General features: G+C 70.5%; 15 protein-coding genes. 2 read left to right on the top strand and 13 right to left on the bottom strand.

Features of this window, described 5'->3' with window-relative positions; translation table 11 throughout:
- The first annotated feature begins 179 nt into the window (after positions 1 to 179).
- Positions 180 to 902, top strand: coding sequence for an FkbM family methyltransferase (locus tag ACAZ03_RS03375; protein ID WP_373355952.1), 723 nt, complete (start codon positions 180 to 182; stop codon positions 900 to 902).
- A 58-nt stretch (positions 903 to 960) separates the two neighbouring features.
- Here the strand turns inward: ACAZ03_RS03375 and ACAZ03_RS03380 are convergent, their stop codons facing one another.
- From ACAZ03_RS03380 to ACAZ03_RS03435, 12 genes are all read right to left on the bottom strand, one after another.
- Positions 961 to 1,581, bottom strand: a complete 621-nt coding sequence (locus tag ACAZ03_RS03380; RefSeq protein ID WP_373355953.1) for a class I SAM-dependent methyltransferase — start codon at positions 1,579 to 1,581, stop codon at positions 961 to 963.
- Positions 1,582 to 1,679: 98 nt separating this feature from the next.
- On the bottom strand, positions 1,680 to 2,507 hold the full coding sequence (locus ACAZ03_RS03385) for a class I SAM-dependent methyltransferase (protein WP_373355954.1): 828 nt from the start codon (positions 2,505 to 2,507) through the stop codon (positions 1,680 to 1,682).
- The gene (locus ACAZ03_RS03390; RefSeq protein WP_373355955.1) at positions 2,504 to 3,496 is read right to left on the bottom strand and encodes a hypothetical protein; all 993 of its coding nucleotides are present in this window, start codon (positions 3,494 to 3,496) and stop codon (positions 2,504 to 2,506) included. The genes ACAZ03_RS03385 and ACAZ03_RS03390 overlap by 4 nt, the downstream gene beginning before the upstream one ends.
- Positions 3,493 to 4,662, bottom strand: a complete 1,170-nt coding sequence (locus ACAZ03_RS03395) for an AGE family epimerase/isomerase (protein ID WP_373355956.1) — start codon at positions 4,660 to 4,662, stop codon at positions 3,493 to 3,495. Before ACAZ03_RS03395 ends, ACAZ03_RS03390 begins: the two co-directional genes overlap by 4 nt.
- The gene (locus ACAZ03_RS03400; protein ID WP_373355957.1) at positions 4,643 to 5,890 is read right to left on the bottom strand and encodes an HAD-IIIA family hydrolase; all 1,248 of its coding nucleotides are present in this window, start codon (positions 5,888 to 5,890) and stop codon (positions 4,643 to 4,645) included. Before ACAZ03_RS03400 ends, ACAZ03_RS03395 begins: the two co-directional genes overlap by 20 nt.
- Entirely contained in the window at positions 5,887 to 6,972 is a 1,086-nt protein-coding gene (locus ACAZ03_RS03405; RefSeq protein WP_373355958.1) for a hypothetical protein, read from the bottom strand. Before ACAZ03_RS03405 ends, ACAZ03_RS03400 begins: the two co-directional genes overlap by 4 nt.
- 129 nt (positions 6,973 to 7,101) lie before the next feature.
- The gene (locus ACAZ03_RS03410; RefSeq protein ID WP_373355959.1) at positions 7,102 to 7,887 is read right to left on the bottom strand and encodes a hypothetical protein; all 786 of its coding nucleotides are present in this window, start codon (positions 7,885 to 7,887) and stop codon (positions 7,102 to 7,104) included.
- Positions 7,887 to 8,894 carry a GDP-mannose 4,6-dehydratase gene (locus ACAZ03_RS03415; protein ID WP_373355960.1) on the bottom strand — a complete coding sequence of 336 codons (1,008 nt, stop codon included), beginning with the start codon at positions 8,892 to 8,894 and terminating at the stop codon, positions 7,887 to 7,889. Before ACAZ03_RS03415 ends, ACAZ03_RS03410 begins: the two co-directional genes overlap by 1 nt.
- Complete coding sequence (locus tag ACAZ03_RS03420; protein ID WP_373355961.1) at positions 8,891 to 9,790, bottom strand: NAD-dependent epimerase/dehydratase family protein; 900 nt, start codon at positions 9,788 to 9,790, stop codon at positions 8,891 to 8,893. Before ACAZ03_RS03420 ends, ACAZ03_RS03415 begins: the two co-directional genes overlap by 4 nt.
- Positions 9,787 to 11,670, bottom strand: coding sequence for a class I SAM-dependent methyltransferase (locus tag ACAZ03_RS03425; RefSeq protein WP_373355962.1), 1,884 nt, complete (start codon positions 11,668 to 11,670; stop codon positions 9,787 to 9,789). Before ACAZ03_RS03425 ends, ACAZ03_RS03420 begins: the two co-directional genes overlap by 4 nt.
- Positions 11,667 to 14,315, bottom strand: a complete 2,649-nt coding sequence (locus ACAZ03_RS03430) for a glycosyltransferase (protein WP_373355963.1) — start codon at positions 14,313 to 14,315, stop codon at positions 11,667 to 11,669. Before ACAZ03_RS03430 ends, ACAZ03_RS03425 begins: the two co-directional genes overlap by 4 nt.
- A gap of 260 nt (positions 14,316 to 14,575) precedes the next feature.
- The gene (locus ACAZ03_RS03435) at positions 14,576 to 18,181 is read right to left on the bottom strand and encodes a glycosyltransferase (RefSeq protein WP_373355964.1); all 3,606 of its coding nucleotides are present in this window, start codon (positions 18,179 to 18,181) and stop codon (positions 14,576 to 14,578) included.
- Between the two features lie 261 nt (positions 18,182 to 18,442).
- Between ACAZ03_RS03435 and ACAZ03_RS03440 the strand changes: the two genes are divergently transcribed.
- Positions 18,443 to 19,462, top strand: a complete 1,020-nt coding sequence (locus ACAZ03_RS03440; protein WP_373355965.1) for an LLM class flavin-dependent oxidoreductase — start codon at positions 18,443 to 18,445, stop codon at positions 19,460 to 19,462.
- 57 nt (positions 19,463 to 19,519) lie between these two features.
- On the opposite strand, the gene ACAZ03_RS03445 is transcribed toward ACAZ03_RS03440, so the two are convergent.
- Positions 19,520 to 20,359, bottom strand: a complete 840-nt coding sequence (locus tag ACAZ03_RS03445; protein ID WP_373355966.1) for a (2Fe-2S)-binding protein — start codon at positions 20,357 to 20,359, stop codon at positions 19,520 to 19,522.
- Between the last annotated feature and the right edge of the window lie 113 nt (positions 20,360 to 20,472).

Here is a 20,472-nt window from a genome sequence, read left to right on the forward strand (position 1 = left end):
GAAACGCCGGGCGGCGGGCCGGCGGCGGCTGCCGCCCTTCGCGGCATACCAGCCAAACGGGGCGCCCGGCCACCGGCAATGTCCCGCCCGCCCGGCCCGGCGCGGCATGCCGTTGCCTTTCCCGAATTAACCCTAGGTTTGGATTTACCGGGATACGCCGGTCTGCGGGAGGCGCGATCATGACGGCGAATACCGACGAGACCTATACCTTCGGCAACGGCGTCGCGGTCCGCCGCCGGCATCTCCTCGATGTGCAGGTGCGGCGCTACACATCCGCCGACAACGGCAACCTTCACGAGCCGGAGGAGGAGGCATGGTTCCTCCGCCTCCTCGCCGATTGCCCCGGCCCCGCCCCGCGGTTCTGCGACATCGGCGGCGGCATCGGCTATTACACGCTGCTCGCGCTTCTCCAGTCGCCAAAGCTGGAGGCCACGATCTTCGAGGTCCTGCCCGCGCATGTAAGCGCGATCCGGGAGAACCTCGCCCTCAACGACGTGCCGCCGGACCGCGTGCGCCTGATCGAGGCGGCGGCGCATGTGGCCGAGGGCGAAGTCGCGTTCATCGACAGCGATTTCTCCTCGCATGTGGTGATGGAGGGCGTGCCCCTTGCGAAGGGTAGCCCGTTCAGGGCGCCGGCCCGCGATCTCGGCGCCTTCCTCGCCGAAGAGTCGGCCCCGTTCGACATTGCCAAGCTCGACGTGCAGGGGGGCGAGGCGGAGCTTCTCGCCCATGTCGTCGCCAGCGGGCAGGCGGCGAAGGTTTGCAGCTGGATCATCGGCACCCATGGCGCGGCGCTGTTCGACGCCTGCCGCGAGATCCTGCGGCCCCATTGGCGCATCCTGCATGAGGACCCGGCCCCGCCGTTCCAGCCCGACGGGCTGATCGTCGCCACGCAGGCTTGAGCGGCAGGGTCGCGGCGGGGCGCGGCCGGGCTGACCGTCGGCAGCTTTAAGGGATGCCCTAGAGCGGCGGCACCCAGAAGGTGACGATCTGCGAATGCGGCCAGTGGAGCCCGTCGTAGATCGTCACGTCCTGCGCGCCGACCTTTTCGAGGAAGGGCTCGAAGAAGCTGTGAAGATGCGCGGCGATGCGCGTCTCGGGGTTCTCGGCGAAGGGGATGGAAATGAAGACATATTCATTCGCTAGCCGCCTGAGCTGCTCGAGGAAGGGCTCCGGCTCCGGCACATGCTCGAGCGTGTGCGAGCAGGTGACGATGTCCCACTTGCGGTCGGAGATGTCGAAGATGTCGGCGACGATGTATTCCAGCTCGGGATGCAGGGCCTTGGCGAGCCTCGCCACCTTCGGGTCGATATCGAGCGCCGTGATCGTGCATTTCAGCCGCGAATAGCTCTCGGGGGCGAGCACGGTGGTCAGCAGATCCGTGCCCGAGCCGGTGCGGGCGCCGACGTCGAGGAGCGTCTTGGTGTGATAGCGCTTCGGATAGCGGCGCTCGATGGTCGGCAAGAGTTCCGCCATCATGGCGACGCTCTGCGGGTTCTGCTTCTTGAAGAAGAAGTCCATCTCGATCCCGGCTTCCTTGAAGAGCCGGGCGATCTCTTCCATGTCCAGTGTGTCTTCCAACGTTCCGTCCTCATGGCCTTGGTGGTGCGCGGCGCATCGCCTGCCGCGGCTGTCGTGGCGCCCCCTCCTGCCGGGGGCCCGCCGGTCTGTCGGCGCCCTCAGGCCGCCTTGCGGAACCACATGAGCGTGCGCTTCATGCCGGTGTCCTTGATGACGCCGATCTCGTAGGAGTCGATGGTCTCGACATGCGCGCAGCCGAATTCCTCGAACATGTATGCCACCGTGTCGATGCTCAGCGCCCAGAAATTGTCGAAGCCCTTTCGGTGCCAGTTGATGAACTTGCAATCGAAGCGGTCGGCGCCCTCGTAGGTCATCGTCTCCAGCAGCACCTCGCCGCCGGGCTTCAGCGAGGCGCAGGTGTTGCGGACGTTGGACCAGACATCGGGCAGGTGGTAGAGGATGCCGCAGTGCAGCACGAGATCGTAGGTCTCGGGCGCGACGAAGGTGTTGGCATCGTCCGTCATGAAGCGGCAGCGGGTGCCGCAGAAGTCCGCGATCTTGCGGCCGCGGGTGATGGCGATCGGGTAAGCCTCGATCCCGTCGACCTGGCAGCCGAGATATTTCGCCATGAAGATCGAGTTGTAGCCCTCGTTGAAGCCGAGATCGAGCACCCGCTTGCCGGCGAAGCGGCTGATGTCGGCGCGCCCGTGGAACCGGCGCATCTTGGCCATGCAGCGCGGGTTCGGCACCGCGTCGTTCTGCGCGAAATTCTCCGTCGAGACGCCGTTCGAGAAGCGGAAGGTCGAGCGCCAGGGGCCGTTGTCGCGGCAGAAGGCCTCCGTGTCCTCGACGCTGCGATCCGTCTCGATCCGCAGGGCGTCGCCTTCGAGGAGCGCGGCGATATCGGCGGCGCTGCGGGCGGGCTCCGCCGCCCCCCGGATGCGGTTCAGCACCTGGGGCGCGCCCTCGCTCGTGGTCGTGGTCATGTCGTTTCCCCCTGCAGCATCGCTGTTTCAAGAAAGGGGCGGAACAGCGGGTGCCGCTGGATCGCCGGAAATTCTGCCGTGGCCGCGAGGATCTCGGCGAAGTCCTTCGCCAGATCGGGGCTCTCGAAGGGCCAGGCGCCGTCGGAGAAATCCCTCAGCGGCAGCTCGCCGAAGAGCGCCTCGAGCTCGGCATTATAATCCTTCGTGCGCAGCGCGGCCTGCCGGTCGGGCGCGAGGCGGAGCGGCCGGCGCCAGGCTTGCCGCGCGGCGGCCAGAGGCTCCAGCGCCTGGGCGAGCGCGAGGGAATGGAGCCCGGCGCCGTTCGCCAGAAGCTTGAAGCCGAGGAGGCTGCCGCCGAGCCGCGGGTTCGTGCGCTGCGCCCCCGCCGCCTGCTGCCGCCCGCCGGGATCGGGCAGGCCGGTGACGGATAGGAAATCCGCCACAACATCCGCGCCCGGGTCGTAGAGCCGCCAATGGCAGCGGTTCGCGAAGAGCTGCCACGCCCGGCAGAAGCGCGCGATCTGCGGATTGAACCCCCGCTCGAACTCGAAGAAGCCCGCCGCGAGGCCGGTCTTCTTCACCTCCTGCGCCCAGGCGCTGAGGGCATAATCGAGATATTCGCGCAGATAGCAGACGACCTCGACATGGCGCCCGGCGGCAAGCTCGCGCAGGCCGAGGAAATCGTTGGCATTCTGGAAGAGCTCGCTCGACAGGACGATTGTCTCCGCCCCCTGCGACGCCGCCTCGATCTCTGCCAACCAGCCCTGCCGCCGCGCCTTGTCGCCGGCGCGCGCGAGGCCGAAATCCTCGGCGATCCGGTGATGGGCCACCTTGTCGGCCGGATCGGCGGCGGCATCGCGGAAGCCGCCCGTGGACGGGATGGCGATGCCCTCGGCCGCGAAGGCGGCGCGATGCGCGGCGAGATAGAGCTGGATGGCCGAGGTGCCGGTCTTGTGGCGCCCGATATGAAGGATGAGCCGCTGGATCATGGGGCGAGAAGGCGCAGTTCGCTGTAGGCGGCGACGATGTGATAGAGGCTCGAGGTCCGTGCCGGCTCGGCGATGGGCCGGCCGCCGGGGCCGAGGTTTTCCCACCACGAGCCGGGCAGGGGATGCTCGAAGAAGCGCAGGAGCCCGGCGCAGGCCTCCGCGGCAATCGCCTCGGCGTGGCGCGCCTCTTCGCGGGAGCCGGCCATGCGGGCGCGGAGTGCCCAGGCCTTGATCCGCTCGGTCTGCGGCCAGAGCCGGGCGGTCATGTCGGCCGGCGTGAGATCGGCGTGAAGGAGGCTTCCGGCGAGCCCATCGGCATTGATGCCATGCCCCTCCGCCAGGTCGATGAGCTCGATCCCCGCCCTGACGGCATCGGCGCGGCCGCGCAGCCGGCCCCAGCGCAAGAGGAGCCAGCCCCATTCGTACTGGTGCCCCGGCTCGATAGAGCTGCCGGGGCCGGAGAGCGGGCACCACTCGCCATCGAAGATCTCGCAGAGCGCGCCCGTCCCCGGCGCCCGGAAGCGGCTGATGCACAGGCCCGCGATCTCGTCGGCGATACGGGCGAAGTTCTCGTCTTCCGGGCGTGTCCGCTCCCATTCGAGGCAGGCCTCGAGCGTGTGCATATGGGGGTTGGAGCGCAGCGGCAGCCGGCGGGGCATCGCCTCCTCGAAGCCGGCGATGCAATTGCGCCATCCGGCCTCCAGCCGCTGGCGGATGGCCGAGGCGAGGGCATGGGCCTCGCCCGCCGGCAGGATGCGCATGTCGGCGGCGGCGAGCGCGAAGAGCGCGAAGGCGGTGTCGTAAAGGTCGAACCGCTCGGGCTCGCCGGCGACGGGGATCACCGCCCCCTCCGGCCCGAGGTGCTCGGCCAGGAGGTAGCTGCGCGCGTGGCGGCCGAGCGCGAGGCCGGTCTCGGGCGCGATGCCGAGGGCCACCAGCCGCGAGAAGGCATAGAGCTGCCGGGCGGCGACGCGGGCGCGGCGCGGCAGGGCCAGGGGCGTGCCGTCGGGCTCGATCCGCTCGTGAAAGCCGGCCTCGTCCCTTGCATGGCTGAGCTGGAAGGGCAGCGCCTCGTCCGTCAGCCAGACGCTGAAGCGGGTGACGAGGCCGGGCAGCTCGGCCGCGTCCGGCAGGGCAGGGGTCAGCCTAGCTTGCGAGGATGTCATGGACGTGCTCCAGCAGGGTGTCATGCGGTGAAGGCCCGGGGAAGAGGCGGCCGGCGAGACCGGCGGCGCGGGCCGCCTGCATGTCGGTCTCGCGGTCGCCGATCATGGTGCTGGCCGCCCAGTCGACCGGCCAGCGGTCGCGAAGCTCCAGAAGCATCCCCGGCGCCGGCTTGCGGCGCGGGCTGGGGCCCTTCAGCTCGGCGACCACGGCGTCGGGATGCGTCGGGCAATAGCGCTCGTCGTCGATATGGGCGCCGAGCTCGGCGAGCTCGGCGTTCATGTGGTGGCGGAGGGCGAGGTAGTCGCCCTCGGAATAGAGCCCCCTGCCGATGCCGGCCTGATTTGTGGCGACGAAGGCGAACCAGCCGGCCTCGTTGACGGCGCGCAGCGCCTCGCGGGCGCCGGGCATCCATTCGAAGCGGTCGACGGTGCCGACATGGCCATGATCGACATTGAGCACCCCGTCGCGGTCGAAGACGATGGCGCGCCGGCGGCGGCGGGCGGGGATGACCTCCTGCGCGCGGGCGTAATCCTCGGGGATGCCGATATCGATGAAGCCGCCCTCGAAGGCCCGGCCCGCGAGCCGCCCGGCGGCGGCGAGGCCGGGGAGGACGTCTTCTTCCAGCGAGCCCTCGGGGACGAGGTGATCCGCGATGCCGCGCGTGAAGACATAGACCCCGCCGTTGATGAGCGCCGGCGCCCCCGGCGTGCCGCGCTCGGCAAAGCCGGCGAGCCGCCGGCCCGCCAGCCGCACCGCCCCGAAGCGGCCGCCGTCGGGCACCTGGCGAAGCGCGAGGGCGCCGAGGCAGCCCTCCTCCTCCGCCTGCAGGCGCGAGAGGTCGGCCAGGAGGATGTCGAACCAGCTGTCGCCGTTGAGCAGGAGGAACCGCTCCTCCAGCAGCTCCCGCGCCTGCCAGAGCGCGCCGCTCGTGCCGCGGGGCGCCGCCTCGCGCGCGACGCGGATGCGGGGCGGCTCCGGGTCGGCCGTGCCGGCGGCGAGGCGCCGGTTGCAGCCCTCGGCGAAGGCCTCGACCTGATCGGCGAGATTGGCGGCGAGGAGCAGGATGTCCCGCGCGCCCTGGCGGACCAACTCGTCGATGAGCAGCTCGAGAAAGGGCGTCCCCGCGACGGGCAGCAGCGGCTTGGGGCAATCGCGCGTCAGCGCGCCGAGGCGCGAGCCCATACCGCCGCAGAGCACCAAAGCCTGGGCCGGGATGCCCTTCGTCATGCGGCGACCAGCGGCGTCTTCGGGGTCGGGGCCGTCCGGTGGTCGGGCGCCACCCAGGCGCGGCAGCCGGTGTCGGACAGGACGACGGCGTCCGCCTCCGTTCCCTTCTGGCGGAGCGCCTCGATGAGCTGATGCCGGCGCGTCGGCGCCACGAGGAAGAACATGAAGCCCCCGCCGCCGGCGCCGGAGATCTTGCCGGCCTCGGCCCCGTTCGCCAGCGCATGTTCGACGATGGCGTCGATATGGGGGCTCGTGACGGCGGCGGCGGTGGCCTTCTTCGCCGCCCAGGAATGGTTGAGGATCTCGGCCATCGCGCCGAAATCGCCCATGAGCAGCGCGCGCTTCATCTCGATGCTGTCCGACTTCAGCCGGTGCATGGCGTCGATGGCCTTGCAATCGGCCTCCTTCACGCTGGCGGTCTGCCGTTCGATGATCGCGGACGAATGCCGCGACACGCCGGACTGGCAGGTCACGAGCCGGCTTTCGAGCTCGTAGCGGATCGCCGGGGCGACGCGCAGCGGGTTCACGATGACCCGGTCACCGGCGAGGAATTCGATGAAGTTCACACCGCCGAAGGCCGCGGCGTACTGATCCTGCTTGCCGCCGGCCTGGGCGAGGTCGATCCGCTCGATCTCGTAGGCCAGATGCGCGATGTCATAGGGCCCGAGCGGCGCGCCGAAGAGCAGGCGGAAGGCATCGACCAGCGCCACCACCAGCGCTGAGGACGAGCCGAGGCCAGAGCCGGGGGGCGCGCCCACATTGGTGTGGATGGTCATCGCCAGCCGCTGGCCGCCGTTGAACTCGGCGATCATCCGCTCATAGACGCCCCGGTGCAGCGCCAGACGCGGATCGCTGATCGGCGCCTCGACGGGAAAGCTCTCGCGAATCCCCAGATCGCCGGTCACGACCTCCACCCGGTTATCGTCGCGCAGCTCGATGGCGGCGAAGGCCGAGCGGCCGATGGTGAGGTTGAGCACGGTGCCGCCATAAAGGTCGCAGAAGGGCGACAGGTCGGTGCCGCCTCCGGCAAGCCCGAGCCTGAGAGGTGCACGCGCATGGATCGTTCGGGGCAGTGCACTCATCGGAACTCTCCTCCCCACGGCCGGAACGGAACAGCAGCCGCGGATTTACCTATCGCTATTCGATCATCCCAGTCTTGGAAGACGAGGTTAATCTTTGTTTAAGCGCCGCCCAGTCGGCCCCGGGGGCGTTCATCCCACCTCGCTGTAGCGGTGGTAGAGCGCGAAGTCGGAGGCGTTGCGCGTCACCATCCGTGCATGAAGATCCTTTGGCAGCGAGCGCTCCAGTGCGCGGAGCTCTTCTCGCCAATCCTCAACCTTCTTCGTTTGGTTCGCCACCGGGCGACTGAGGCTAAAATTCGGAAAATATTCTCGAATTCGTGCCTCCATCGGAGCGGCGGTGGAGTCGAAGGATTCGACGATGCCGACGCCCATGAGCTCCGCCACCTCGTCGAGCCTTGTGGCGGCGACCTTGATGTCGCCGAGATGGCCGGGGTGCTCGTTGGTGAAGTAGCTGTGCCCGCCGCTCTCCTCCATCGACAGGATGCAGGTCTGGTAATTCTTGCCGTCGTAATGGTCGAGATAGGCCTCGAGCCATTCTGGGAAGCTCGCGCTCGCCGCCAGTGCCCCCAGGCGGGTGGCCCTGTGCGGCGGCGAGACGGCCTCGAAGCGATAGACGGAGGCGAGCCGCATGAGCGGATGACGCAGGAAGACGATGGGCAGTGCGATAAGGTCGGTCGCCCGATGGGCGCTGGCGACGAAGGTGTGGCTGGAGAAGCCCGTCATCCCGGGATTTTCCTCGCGGATCCGGCGGATCAGCGGCAGGTTGTGCGCCTCACCGCGGTAGCGCGGCGTCTTGTCGATCTCGATGAAGTTGCCCTGGCCCACCGCGGCGATAATGGCCTGGTCCACCGTGCTGCCGGCATTCTTGTAGACGTGGTAATGGGCGATGATCGCCGGAGGGTGCTGTTCGGCCATCAGCGCACCAGCCGCACGGCGCCGTCCGCGACCCGGCCGCGCCAGTAATCAAGCAGGTCCTGCATCGTCGTCGCGAAGGGAATCTCCGGCGCCCAGCCGGTATGGGCGCGGAACTTGCGGGTGTCGGGCACCTGCAGGTCGGCGTCGATGGGGCGGATGCGGGTGGGGTCGGTCTCGACAGAGATGTTGCTCACGCTTGAAAGCCCGATGAGGTGGTCGAGCATCTCCTTGATGGAGCAAGAGAAATCGCCGCCGATATTGTAGTATTCCGCCGGCGTCGGGTTGACGGTCACCAGCAGGTAATAGGCGCGCACCGCGTCGCGGACGTCGGCGAAGGTGCGCAGGCTGTCGAGATTGCCGACCTTGATGACAGGCGGGATGGCATTCGCCTCGATGAGCGCGATCTGCTTGGCGAAGGTCGATTCCGCAAAGACATCGCCGCGCCGCGGGCCGGTATGGGTGAACATGCGGGTGGTCATCACCTTCATGCCATAGGCCTCGCCGTAATAGCGGCCGATGAGGTCCGTCCCGACTTTCGAGATCGCGTAGGGCGAGGCCGGGTGGAAGGTGCATTCCTCATTGATGGGCAGCTTCTCCTTCGGCACGCGGCCGAAGACCTCCGACGAGGCGCAGACATGCACCACGGCCTCCGGCACCGTCCGCCGGATGGCCTCGAGGAGCCGCGAGGTGCCCTCGACATTGGTGTCATAGGTCTCGAGCGGGGCGTCGAAGGAGGTCTTTGGGAAGCTCTGCGCGGCGAGGTGGAAGACGTAATCGGGCCGCGCATCCTCCACCGCCGTCAGGAGCGACAGGGAATCGCGCAGGTCGCCATGGACGAGACGCAGCCTGTCCTTGCGGTTTATCCGGTCGGTCAGGTGGGCGATATTGTCCAGCGGGCTCCGCCAGCGGGCCATGCCGACGATCTCCCAATCCGTCTCCGCCAGAAGGAAGTCGGCGAGATGCGAGCCGACCATGCCGGTGATGCCGGTGATGAGCGCTGTCGTCATGTCTGGTGCTCCATAGTGGCCCGGCCTGCCGCCTCCAGCATCCAGCCGAGCGTGTCCTTGAGGTCATGCGCGGGGACATGGCCGAGCGCGAGGGCGCGCGACGCGTCGCAGCGCTGAAAGCGCATGTCGCCCTTGCGGATGAAGCGCTCCTGCCGGCGGATCTCGGGGCTGTGGCCGGTGAGCTCTTCGAGCGTGCCGAGGATCTCGCGGATCGGCGTGGCCCGGCCGCTGGAGACGTTGACCGCGCCGGGCAGGGGCCCGGGAGCGGTCAGGAGCCGGGCGAGAATGTCCGCCGCGTCGCGCACGTCGATGAAATCGCGGGCGATCTCCGTGTCGCCCATCTCGAGCACCGCATCGCGGGCGGCATAGGCCGCGACCAGCTTCGGCACCAGAAAGCGCGCATCCTGCCCCGCGCCGATGCAGTTGGAGGGCCGCGCGACGACGATGTCGAGCCGGTCGCGATACCACTCGCCGATCACCTCCGCGAGGAGCTTCGAGGCGCCGTAATGGTTGAGCGGCCGGCGCGGTGTCTCTTCCGTCTGGGCCTCGGCGCCCGAGGGGCCGTAGACGCTGGTGGCGCTGAGAAGGACGATCCGGCCCGGGAGCCTCGCCTCGGCGGCGCCCTCGAGGAGCCGCTCCGTCAGGAAGGCATTTGCTTCGTAGAAGCCGCGCGCATCGCCCGCGGCGGGGCTGGACGAGGCGGCGAGATGGACGATGCTCTCTGCCCCCGCGGCGCGCAGCCAGTCGGCGCAGGCACCGGGCTCTGCGAGCGCGGGGTCGCGGTGCGAGAGCGGCAGGACCTCGACACCCCGCGCCTCGAGCGCGGGCAGAAGGTGCCCGCCGAGAAAGCCGGTGCTGCCGGTGACCACGCAGGGGCCGGATCCGGGGGCGGTCATGCCGGCTTCTCCGCCACGAAGAGCACCTGATCGGCGCCGAGATAGCCGAAGGTGCGCGACCAGTACTGGAAGAGGAACGGCCGGCGGAAGCCCGCCTCGCGCGCCCTGTCGAGCACGTCCCAGCCGAACCGGCGGTAGACGAGCGTGCCCTTGTCGCCCTCGCCGCGGTGGAGCGGCGGCAGAAGGTGGGTGGTCCGGCCGCGGGGCTTCGGCTCGGCCCGGATGACGCTCTCCTGCCGGAAGAGGTCCGCCGGGGTGGTGAAGAGGAGCCGCCCGCCGGGCACCAGAACCCGATAGGCCTCGTCGAAGGCCCGTTCGGGATGGGCGAGGTTCTGCAGGTCGTCGAGGCTCAGCATGAAGTCGAAGCTCTCCGACAGGAAGGAGAGCGCCTCGGCATCCTCGTTGCGCGGGCCGCTCTCGCTGCTGCCGAAGGGCCGCCGGTCGCCGAGATAGGTCGAGCCGGTGAGCCGCGGATAGCGCTGGGAGAGCCGGTCGAAGAGCGGCGTCTCCGCCTCGGTCAGGTAGATGCGGTCATCGGGCGTGGGGGCGAATTCCTGCTCGAAGAGATGCACCATTGCCCGCTGGCGGCTTGTCAGGCCGCAGGACGGGCAGACAACGGTTTCGCGCCAGTCGGGGAGGGGGCCGCCCTCCGCTTGCCGGCCGCCGGGCAGGTCCACGCGCATCTGGTGCCGCCCGCCGCAGAGGGCGCAGTGGCAGGGGATCTCCACCGTGCTCGGCCCTTCGCCGGCGGCGTCCCCTCCTCCGGCCGTCGCCTCGGCGAGAAGCCGCGCCTCCTGCACGCGGCGCTCTTCGCGCTGATGGGCCTCGGCGGCGGCGCGGGCCCGATACGTCTCGAGCGAGAAGGCCTGCCGGGCGAAGACGAAGGTCTCCGGCCTGCGGGCCCTCTCCGCGCCGTTGGCGGGGGAATGCTCGTTCTTGCCGGTCGCGCCGTTCCAGAAGAAGGCGTAGGGCGTCTCCCTCAGCTTGCGGTAGACCGGCGCCGTCATCCGCGCGCGATAGCGCTTCACCAGCTCGCCGTAGCCGAAGGAGCTGGAGACGTGGAAGAGCCCGCTGTGCCGGGTGAACTTCTCCGTATTCTCGAGGATGAGCCCGCTGTAATGGACGAAGCGCAGCGGCAGGCCGTTGCAGCTTGGCGCGGGGCCGCAGAGGTCGATCCGCCGCTCATGGAGGTTCCAGTAGGCGATGTTGTAGCCCGGGTGGCGCAGCACCTTGACGTCGTCGAGGAAGGCCGGCAGCAGATCCATCCACTTCTGGTCGACGAAGAGCCCGTTCGGGATGTCGATGATGCATTGCTCAACCATGCGCCGGCCCCACCATTCGACCGCGCGCTGCACCGGATCTGTGTTCGCGAGCGCGATGAAGCCAAGGTTGTAGATGCCGAGCCGTAGAAACTGCTGGTCATGGCTCTCGACCCGCTCGGCCGGGCCGAGCACATGCGGCGTCAGCACCGCCTGGGCGCCGCCGTCCAGCGCCTCCACGACCTCCTCGAGGGGCGAGAAGAGCTCGATGTCGGGATCGGCATAAAGCACATGCGGCGCCGGGCCATCGCCGGCGAGGGAGAACTCGCGCAGGAAGCAGTAAGGTTTGATCGCCGTGCAGAGCTCGGTGATGTTGTAGGTGCGGATCATCCGCTCGAGCGCCGGAATGCCGAGCGATTCCAGCGGCTGGATGTCCATTCCCACCGCCTCCGGGTCGTAGCCCATGTCTCGGTCGCAGAGATAGACGGTGAAGACGGCCGCGGGATGCGCGGCCTTCACGCTGTCATGCAGGATCCGCGCGGCGGGCAGGAAGTTGCGCGCCGCGATGGTGAAAAAGCGCAAGGGGGCGCCCTCGGGGGAGGCGGACGGCACGCCCGTCATGAGGCCACATCGTCAAGGAGCGCGTTCATCTGGAGAGCGACGGCGCGGCGCGAATAGCGCGCCTCGCAGAAGGCGTAGCCAGCCTGGCTGGCGCGGGCCCACAGCGTCTCGTCGGTATAAAGCCGTGCCACGGCATCGGCGAACGCCTCCGGCGCATCGGCGATGAGGATCTCTTTGCCCTCCTCCAGCCCCATCCCTTCTGCGGCCAGCGAGGTGGCGACGCAAGGCACGCCATGGCCGAGGCTGGTGCCGATCTTGCCCTTGATCCCTGCGCCGTAGCGCAGGGGCGCGATGGTCAGCCGCGCCGTCTCGAGCTTCGCCGGCAGGTCTTCGACGAAGCCCGCCGCGGTGACGCCGTCGGGCAGGCGTGCCGCCATCTCCTGCGGGAAATGCGGGCCGACCAGCTCGAGCGTCACATCGGGGAGCCGGGCGCGCAGCGGCGCCCAGAGAGCCTCGATCATGTACTCGACGGCATCGCGATTGGGGAAATGCGCGAAACCGCCGATGAAGAGCAGGCCCCGGCGCTCCGCGAAGCCGGCGACGGGCGGGCGAAGCTCGTTGATCATCGGGATGAGCCGCAGGTTGGCATAGCCCAAAGTCGGCGTCAGCGCCGCCATCTCTGCTTCCGACAGAAGGATCGTCGCGTCCGACATGCGGATGACCTGGCGCTCGCGGGCGATGGTGCCCTGGGCGAGGAATTCGGCGGCGGTATTGTGCAGGAGTTGCGCCTCGCGCAATTCGCGCAGGCCGTGCAGGTCGACCGTGTTGAAGATGATGCGCCCCTGCGGGAAGAGCGCCCGCGTGCGCTCGAACACCTCGCCCCCGGCATGGACGCGCGTGAGCACGAAGGTGAGCGAGGCGGGCGCGGCGGGGCTCGTCCGGGCGATCAGGTCGCAGGCCAGATTGTAATCCGCCACGCATTTGTCCGTCAGCCCGATGATGCCGCGGGTGGTGAGGGCGAGGAGGTAGCGGTCGTCCCAAGCGCGGCGGGAGGTGCTGTAGAACAGGATCTCCGCCCCGCGCTCGCGGAAGATCTCGAGGAAGTTCCAGGCGGTGACGGAGCCGGCGTCCTGGTCGGGCATCGGCGGCACGCTGTCGACGAAGACGATGCGCTCGCCGGGGCGTTCCAGCCGCTCCAGCGCGGCGGGCGACAGCTCAGGCATCGTCTCGGGGCGGGGCGGCACGCCGGGCGAGAGCGCCAGCGCGCAGCCCTGCGTGACCGGCGCGAGGCCGGCGGATGCCCGGGTGAGCGCGTCAAGGAGCGGCATCGTGCCGTCCACCCCGGCGAGCGCGTCCCGAAGCGGGCCGAGGCGGTAGAGCGCCATCGCGGGATCGGCGAGGGCGGAGGGGCGCTGGCGGAAGACCATCGGCTCGAGGCAGAAGGCCCCGGCATCGCGGAAGGCGGCCCGCGCCCCGTCGCGCCCGAGCTCGGCGCCCGAGCGCCAGAGGAGCCCGCTTTGGCCGATCAGCGCCGGGCTTGCGGCGCCGCATCCGTCATCATGCCGCAGGCTGTGTTCGAGGAAGCGCCAGGCGCTCACCGCCGGGCAGAGCCGGCCGTCCCAGAGCCCGAGTTCCTCCGCCTCGAGCCCGCCCAGGCAGGCGGCAAGGTCGGCGGCGGTCGGCGGGCTCGAGGCGGGCGCCGCACGAACGCGGCCCGCGCCCTCGGCGTCGATCTCGGGCAGCGTGACGCCCTCGGGCAGCAGCACGATGACGGGGCCGGAGGTGACCAGCAGGGCCTCGCGAATGCGCCGCGCGCGCAGCCGCGAGGCGCCGGTATGGAAGAGGACGAGCGGCGCGGTGATCTGCCCCGCCGGGATCCCGTAGGGAAAGTCCGGCGCCAGCTCGGCCCAGAGATCCTGCGGCGAGGTGCGGCCGCCGGCATCCTCCGCCGCGCTCCATCGGTCGATCGGCGTGAAGAGCGCCGGCATCTCGTAAGGGGACTGGTCCCGCCGCTCGGCAAGCGCGGCGCTCGGGGCGCTCAGCCGCTCTTCCAGCCGCCCGAAGAGGATCCAGTGCGCGAAGGGGTTGATCCCCGCCTCGAGCACGTCGGGATTATGGGCGAGGTAGCGGGTCGTCGAGAAATCCGGCGCCGGGTCGCGGCCCGCCTGCCAGCCCTCGGCGCAGTAATCGGTGAGCAGATCCTCCGCCGGCTCCAGCGCCAGCTCGGGATAGGCCTCGCGGTAGAACTCGGCGTCGAATTCCGGGCGGATGAGTGCGCGAACGGCCTCGATGCTGCGGAGCGCGTCCTCCGACTCTTCCTGTGCGGGCGGCGGCGGCGGCTCGGCGGCGGGAAGGCCCGGGCGGCCCTCTTCGCGGCCGTCGACGATCCAGTGGGCGAAGGGGTTGATCCCGGCCTCGCGCACATCGGGATTGGCCCCGAGATAGAAGGCGGTCGAAAAGCCCGGCGCCGGGTCCCGCCCGGCCTGCCAGCCGGTGCGGCAATACTCGGCGCAGAGCGCGTCGTCGCTCAGGCCCGCCAGTTCGGGGTGGCGGCTGCGATAGAAGCCGGCGTCGAATTCCGCGCGGATGGCGGCCTCGTCTTCCGCCGTTTCCGGGGGGGCGATGCGGGCGGCATCCCCGTCTGACGGGCGCCCGCGAAAAGGAAGGGATGACGGCGATCCGAGGCGGCGAAAGGCGCTGCGCAAAAGGTCAGGACCTCTCCTGCTCACAACAACACGTTCCCTTGTTCACTCAATGCTGACACGGGCTTTTTCGCGGCGCCCAGGACCGCAACCCATGAGTGCATCGCGATGGCTAACAAAGGGTTAAACTCGCTCTGCACTGGAAAACCTAGCTAGACCGGCTGCGCGCAGCCTCAACGGGATAGTGAAAAATTTTGGCAGGCTACAAGCGGTTTGCTCGGCGGATTTGCTCGCCCGAAGCCCGGCTCCGACATGCCGTCGCGTCAGCCGAGCTGCCGCCGCAGCCGGTCGCGGGCGGTGGCGGCGGGGCCGTTGTCCATCCGGCGATGGAGCATGGCGATCGCCTCGTTCATCTTGCCCGCATCGAACCGCCCGTCGGGGGCGCGCAGGAAGGCGCGCTGCAGGATCGACAGGCGCCAGGTGATGACGCGCGGCCCGGCAAAGCGGTTCGCCGCCGCGAGCACGTCGAGGTTGCCCGGCGCGAGGCGGAGCGCGTGGCTCAGGAGCGCCGCCGCCGCGCCGACGCGGTGCAGCTCGAGGAGCGCCTTGAGCGCGCTCACCAGCACCGTCGCATCGCCGGGGTGGATGTCGATGGCCCGGCGCGCGGCACGGGCCACGGCCTCGCCGCCGTCCGCGCCGGCCCGCGCATGCAGGCGCACGGCGGCGGCATGGAGCGCATGGACCTGCGGCGCGCGCGCCACCGCGGCCTCGGCAAGTGCCCGGGCGGCGGGGAGGTCGCGGCCGGCGAGCGCCTGCGCCTGCGCCATCTCGGCCTGCGCGGCGAGCAGCTCGCGGCCGGCGCTCAGCGTCGCCTCCCTGTCGGCCTCGACGATCCTGTCGATCAGCGCGGCCACCTCGCCGCTTTCGGCGGCATGGTCGGGATAGGCGGCGAGGAGCGCCTTGGCCGCCTCCCCCCGCCTTTCCGCGATCTTCCGGGCGAGCGCCTGAAGCTCGCCCTCGCTGCGCACCCGCGGGAAGCTGCGGTGGAAGACGCGGCGCGCGGCGCGGCGGCCGGTGTCGTCCAGCAGCGCCTCCAGCGTTTCGGGGTCGTCATGGCGGAGCCAGAGCTCGGGGTCGTCGGCGATCTCGACATCGGCGCGGATCGCGTCGTTGAACGCGGTATCCTCGCCGATCCGCGCGCCGGGCGGGAAGTGGCCATGGCTCCCGAAGAGCGCCCGGTCATAGGAGAGGCTGTAGCGGAGCTGGCTGGCGAGCGGCGCCGCGGGGTCGCGCGAGATATGCATGTGCAGATGCGCCGCCAGCGGCAGGGGCGCGAGGTCGGGCGCCGGAGTGACCCCGGCCGAGACGGCGGCATGGCCGGCCCGGTGCAGGGCGAGGCGCCGCTCCGTCCAGCCCGGCGAGGCGAGGCAATCGGCGGCGAGGAACGAGACATAGGGCGCCCGGCTCGCGTCGATGCCGACATTGCGGGCGGCGCCGGGCATCAGCCGCTCCTCGACCGCGACGAGCCGCACGAAGGGCGCCTGATCGCCGAGGGCCGCCCGCGCGTCGCCGCCCCCGGAATTGACCACGACGATCTCCGGCGCCGCGCCGCCCTGGCGGAGCGAGGCGACCGCGGCGGCAAGGCTCGCCGGCGCGCCGAGGCCGATGACGATGGCGGCAAGGTCGCTCTCGGCCGGCACCTTAGGCTCGGTGACCTCCGCCGGCCCGGTCACCCAGCGGCGCCAGGCCGCCTCGCCGGGTAGCGGGCCGCGGGCGGATTCGGCGCCCGGCGGCAGGAGCTCGGCGACGGCGGCGCGGGCCTCCTCCGCCTCCTCCACGCGGCCGAGCGCCATGAGGGCCTCGGCGGCTATTGTCAGGGCGAGGATCGGCTCGGGCTGCATCGTCTCGGCCTGCCGGGCGTAGCCCAGCGCCTCCTCCGCCTCCCCGGCCTGCAGCGCCGTATCGGCGGCGAGGAGCTGCATCTCCACGTCGCCGGGCAGCGCCGCCGCGAGCTCTCGCGCGGCGGGGAGCGCGGCGACATGCCCGCCCCGGCGGCGTGTCTCGGCCAGCCAGCGCAGCCGCTGGGGCAGCGGGTCGCGGCTGGCGCTCGCCGCGGGATCGAAGGTCGTCCCCGGCGCCGCCCAGAGCCCGCCGTCGTCGGTGAAGGCCGGCGAGAACCGCCGCTCCTGCGGGATCGTGACGAGGCGCATCCCCGTCTCGTCATCGAGGTAATCGTATCCGACGGTCTGGAAGCGCCGGCCCGGGTCATTCGCGGCATAGAGCCCGCGCCGCAGCTTGCGCCGCTCCGCCGAGGCCATGCGCAGATGGTAGAAGGAGAGCCCGGTGTCGCGCTGCGACAGGCGCCACTCGTTGGCCGTCCAGGCGCCGTGCAGCGCCTTGCCGTCCGGCCCCATGCCAGGCAGGCAGGGGAAGAGCCGCGCGCGGCTGCGCCCGCCCCAGATCCCGTCGATCCGGTAGCGGTCCGGCCCCCACATCTCGCGGCAGCGGAAGGTCCAGACCACCGGGCCGTAGAGCGTCGTCAGCGCCGGCATCTCGGCGGCGAGCCTGTCCTCGAAGCGCTCGTCGGGGTCGACCGCGAGCACCCAGCGCGCGCCCGCCTGCCGGGCGGCCTCGACAAGCGCATGCTGGCGGATCGCCTCGTTGCTGAGGGCCTCCTCGGCGCCCTGGTCGTCATAATGCACATAGCCATGCACGGCCGGAGAGAGGTTCTCGACGAGGCCCGGCACCAGATGCCGGTCGTAGCGCGACGAGAAGGCGGCCATGACCAGCGGCTGGCCGGGGGCCGGATCCCGCACCATCACCGTCTCGATGCGCGGATCGATGGCCGGCACATCCCAGGGATCGAGCGGCGTGGGCAGCTTGAGCCGCTCCTCGTATTCCCGGTCGATGGCGCGGAGGATCCCCGCCTCCCGCCGCAGGGCGCTCCGCGTCTCGGGCGGAAGCGGCGCGGGCGGCGGGGTGCGGGCGGCGGCGCGGGCGGTGACCTCGGCGAGGACCTCCTCGATCTGGATCTCGAGATGAAAGCGGCGGAGCGCCTGCGGCTGCAGGTCCGCCACGGCCGCGCGGGCCGCCTCGTACCCGTCCCGGATCTCCGCCGCCAGCGCCTCGGCACTGCGCGGCACCGGCGTGCAGCGGCCGGAGAAGTTGTTCGCCTCGGCCTCCTCCGTCAGCGGCGGCAGCCAGCCAGGGCCCTGGAAGCGGTCGTAGACGAAGACCGGCCGCCGGGCGCGAAGCGCGTATTGCACGGTCTTGCCGATGCTCACCACGGCATCCGTGGTCGCCAGGTCTTCCGGCAGGAGCCGCCGGCTCACGCCGGGATGGCCGAGCCGGATCACCTCCACCCCCTCGCCGGAGAGCCGGGTCAGCGCCGCCGACAGCTCGTCCGGCAGATGGTTCGACACCGACAGGATCCGCCGGAGCGGCCCGTCCGGCGCCGGCGCTCCGGCGAAGGCGGCGGGGGCGGGGTTCTGGAAGAGCCGCACATCGCTCAGCCCCTTGTCCACGAGCGCCGCCCGCGTCTCTTCGGAATTGGCGAGGACGAGATCGGCGAAGCCGGGCTCGAAGACGACGCCCGGCGCCTCGAGCGACTCGCTCGGCGAGAGGTGGAGCTGCACGATCGCCGGCCGCGCCGGGCTGCCGAGCCGGTCGAGCGCCGCCGGGCCGAGAAGCCGCACGATGGTCTGATGCAGATCGAAGACGACGTCATAGGCGCCGAGATCGACCAATGCCGGATCGGCCAGCACAGCCTGCCAGTCGGGCAGGGCGAGCGTGACGAATTTCGGATCGGCGAAGGGGCAGAAGAGCGACACCTCGTGCCCGGCCTCCGCCAGCGCATCATGAAGTTCGAGCGCCACGAGCTCCGAGCCGGCCCAGGTATGGAGGTGATGCGTGCAGACAAGGATTCTCATCGCCTTGGCTTTCGAAAAAAATTTTGAAAATCTGACCTTACTGTTTGCGCACGTGACCCTGCGAGAGGATCGGGCGCAAGAGGGTTCAAGCGTGGTGCAGATATTTTTGGTGCTCCGCCGCACCGTCCGCCGCCGCACCGGCGCCTCATGAGCGGACTGCATGGCAGCCACGGCCCTTGGGGGCATGGTCGCCGCGCGCCACCGCCCCTAGATTGCGCCGACGTGACGCAATGACCGCCCAATGATCGCAAAGGGACCCCCATGAAGAAGATCGGTTTTCTGTCCTTCGGGCACTGGAACCCCGAGCCCGGCTCGCCCCTGCAGACGGCCGGCGACACGCTGACCCAATCCATCGAGCTGGCCGTCGCGGCGGAGGAGCTCGGCATCGACGGGGCCTACTACCGCGTCCACCATTTCGCGCGGCAGCTCGCCTCGCCCTTCCCGCTTCTCGCCGCCATCGGCGCGCGGACCTCGAAGATCGAGATCGGCACGGGCGTCATCGACATGCGCTACGAGAACCCGCTCTACATGATCGAGGATGCCGGCGCGGCCGACCTCATCTCCGGCGGGCGGCTGCAGCTCGGCATCTCGCGCGGCTCGCCCGAGCAGGTGATCGACGGCTGGCGGCACTTCGGCTACGAGCCCGCCGAGGGCGAGGATGCCGCGCAGATGGCGCGGCGCCATGCCGAGATCTTCCTCGAGCATCTGGAGGGCCGCGGCTTCGCCCGGCCGAACCCGCGCCCGATGTTCCCCAACCCGCCGGGGCTCCTGCGGCTCGAGCCGCATTCCGAAGGGCTGCGCGATCGCATCTGGTGGGGCTCCGCCTCCGATGCCACGGCCGAATGGGCCGGCAAGATGGGGGTGAACCTGCAAAGCTCGACCCTGAAGGTCGACGAGGGCGGCGAGCCCTTCCACGTTCAGCAGGCCCGGCAGATCCGCCTCTTCCGCGAGGCGTGGAAGGAGGCCGGACACAAGCGCGAGCCCCGCGTCTCGGTCAGCCGCTCGATCTTTGCGCTGATGAACGACATGGACCGCGCCTATTTCGGCCGGGGCGGCAAGGAGAGCGACCAGATCGGCCATATCGACAACTTCCGCGGCATCTTCGGGCGCGGCTATGCGGATGAGCCCGACAAGCTGGTCGAGGCGCTGAAGGGCGACGAGGCGATTGCCGAGGCCGATACGCTGCTCCTGACCGTGCCCAACATGCTCGGCGTCGAGTACAACGTGCATGTGCTGGAGAGCATCCTGACCCATGTGGCGCCGGGGCTCGGCTGGCGCTGAGTGTAGGGCCTTCGGACCCCCGCTGCGGCCGGGGCCCGAAACGTGTCCCGAAGACCTTCAGGCCGTGAGGCGGGTCGCGCGCAGGTGGGCGCGAAGCCTGTCCTCGCGGCTTTCGTCGTCGCGCAGGACGCAGGAGGTGCAGTAACTGCCCCCCGGCACCGTGTAGTAGCGGCAGCAGCCGCCCCGCACCCGGAAGCGCTCTGAGATGTCGGGCCGCTCGGGCAGGCTGACATCGGTGAAGCGGAGCTGCGGCGCATGGAGCGGCGAGCCCTCGCGGTGGAGGATCTCGAGCGCCAGGGCGCTGGCCCGCTCCACCTCGTCGCGCCGCCGGCCCTCCTCGAGGAGGAGCTGCGAAAGCGCATCGCCGACGAGTCGCCAGAGCGCCGCCGGCCCGAGCCGCCAGGCGCGCGACAGGAGCGTCACCACCGGCGCGAAGAGCCCGGCGATGGCGTCGCCGGCGGCCGCGCCATCGGGCGCGCCGAGGCGGATGCCGGGCAGCAGCGTCACGTCAAAGATCGCGATCTGGTAGAGCCGGTCGGCCCCCTGCCAGGGCTCGGTGCGCAGCGTCAGCGCCAGTGCCTCCGCCGGCAGGTGCGCGGGCAGATGGCCCGCCAGCATCAGCGCCGCGAAGGGCCGCAGCGCCGCCGGGGCGAGGCGGCCGATGAGATAGGCGGCGCGGAGCTTGTCATCGGCCTCGGGCGTGCCATCGGTGGCGGCCGCGCCCCAGGCGGGCAGGCAGGTTGCGAGGTCGCAGAGGCGTATGGCGCCCGGCGGCGGCACGAGGGCCACGCCCTGCCGGGTCTCGAAGGCGGTCTCCGGCGGGTTGGCGGGCAGGGCGGCAAAGGTGCGAAGGGCGGCGTCCAGCTCCGCCCCCCGGGCGCTGTCACCGGGCGGCATTGGCGCGGGCCGGGGGTGCTGCATCGCCGGGCCTTCCTTGGCAGGGGCGGGCCGGTCTGGGCGCCGCGTGAATCTCCGATAGAAATTATCAGGAAACCGGCGCGGCGCAACGG

The organism is Pseudoroseicyclus sp. CXY001 (assembly GCF_041714655.1).
In the GTDB taxonomy this organism is placed as follows: Bacteria; Pseudomonadota; Alphaproteobacteria; order Rhodobacterales; family Rhodobacteraceae; genus Pseudoroseicyclus_A.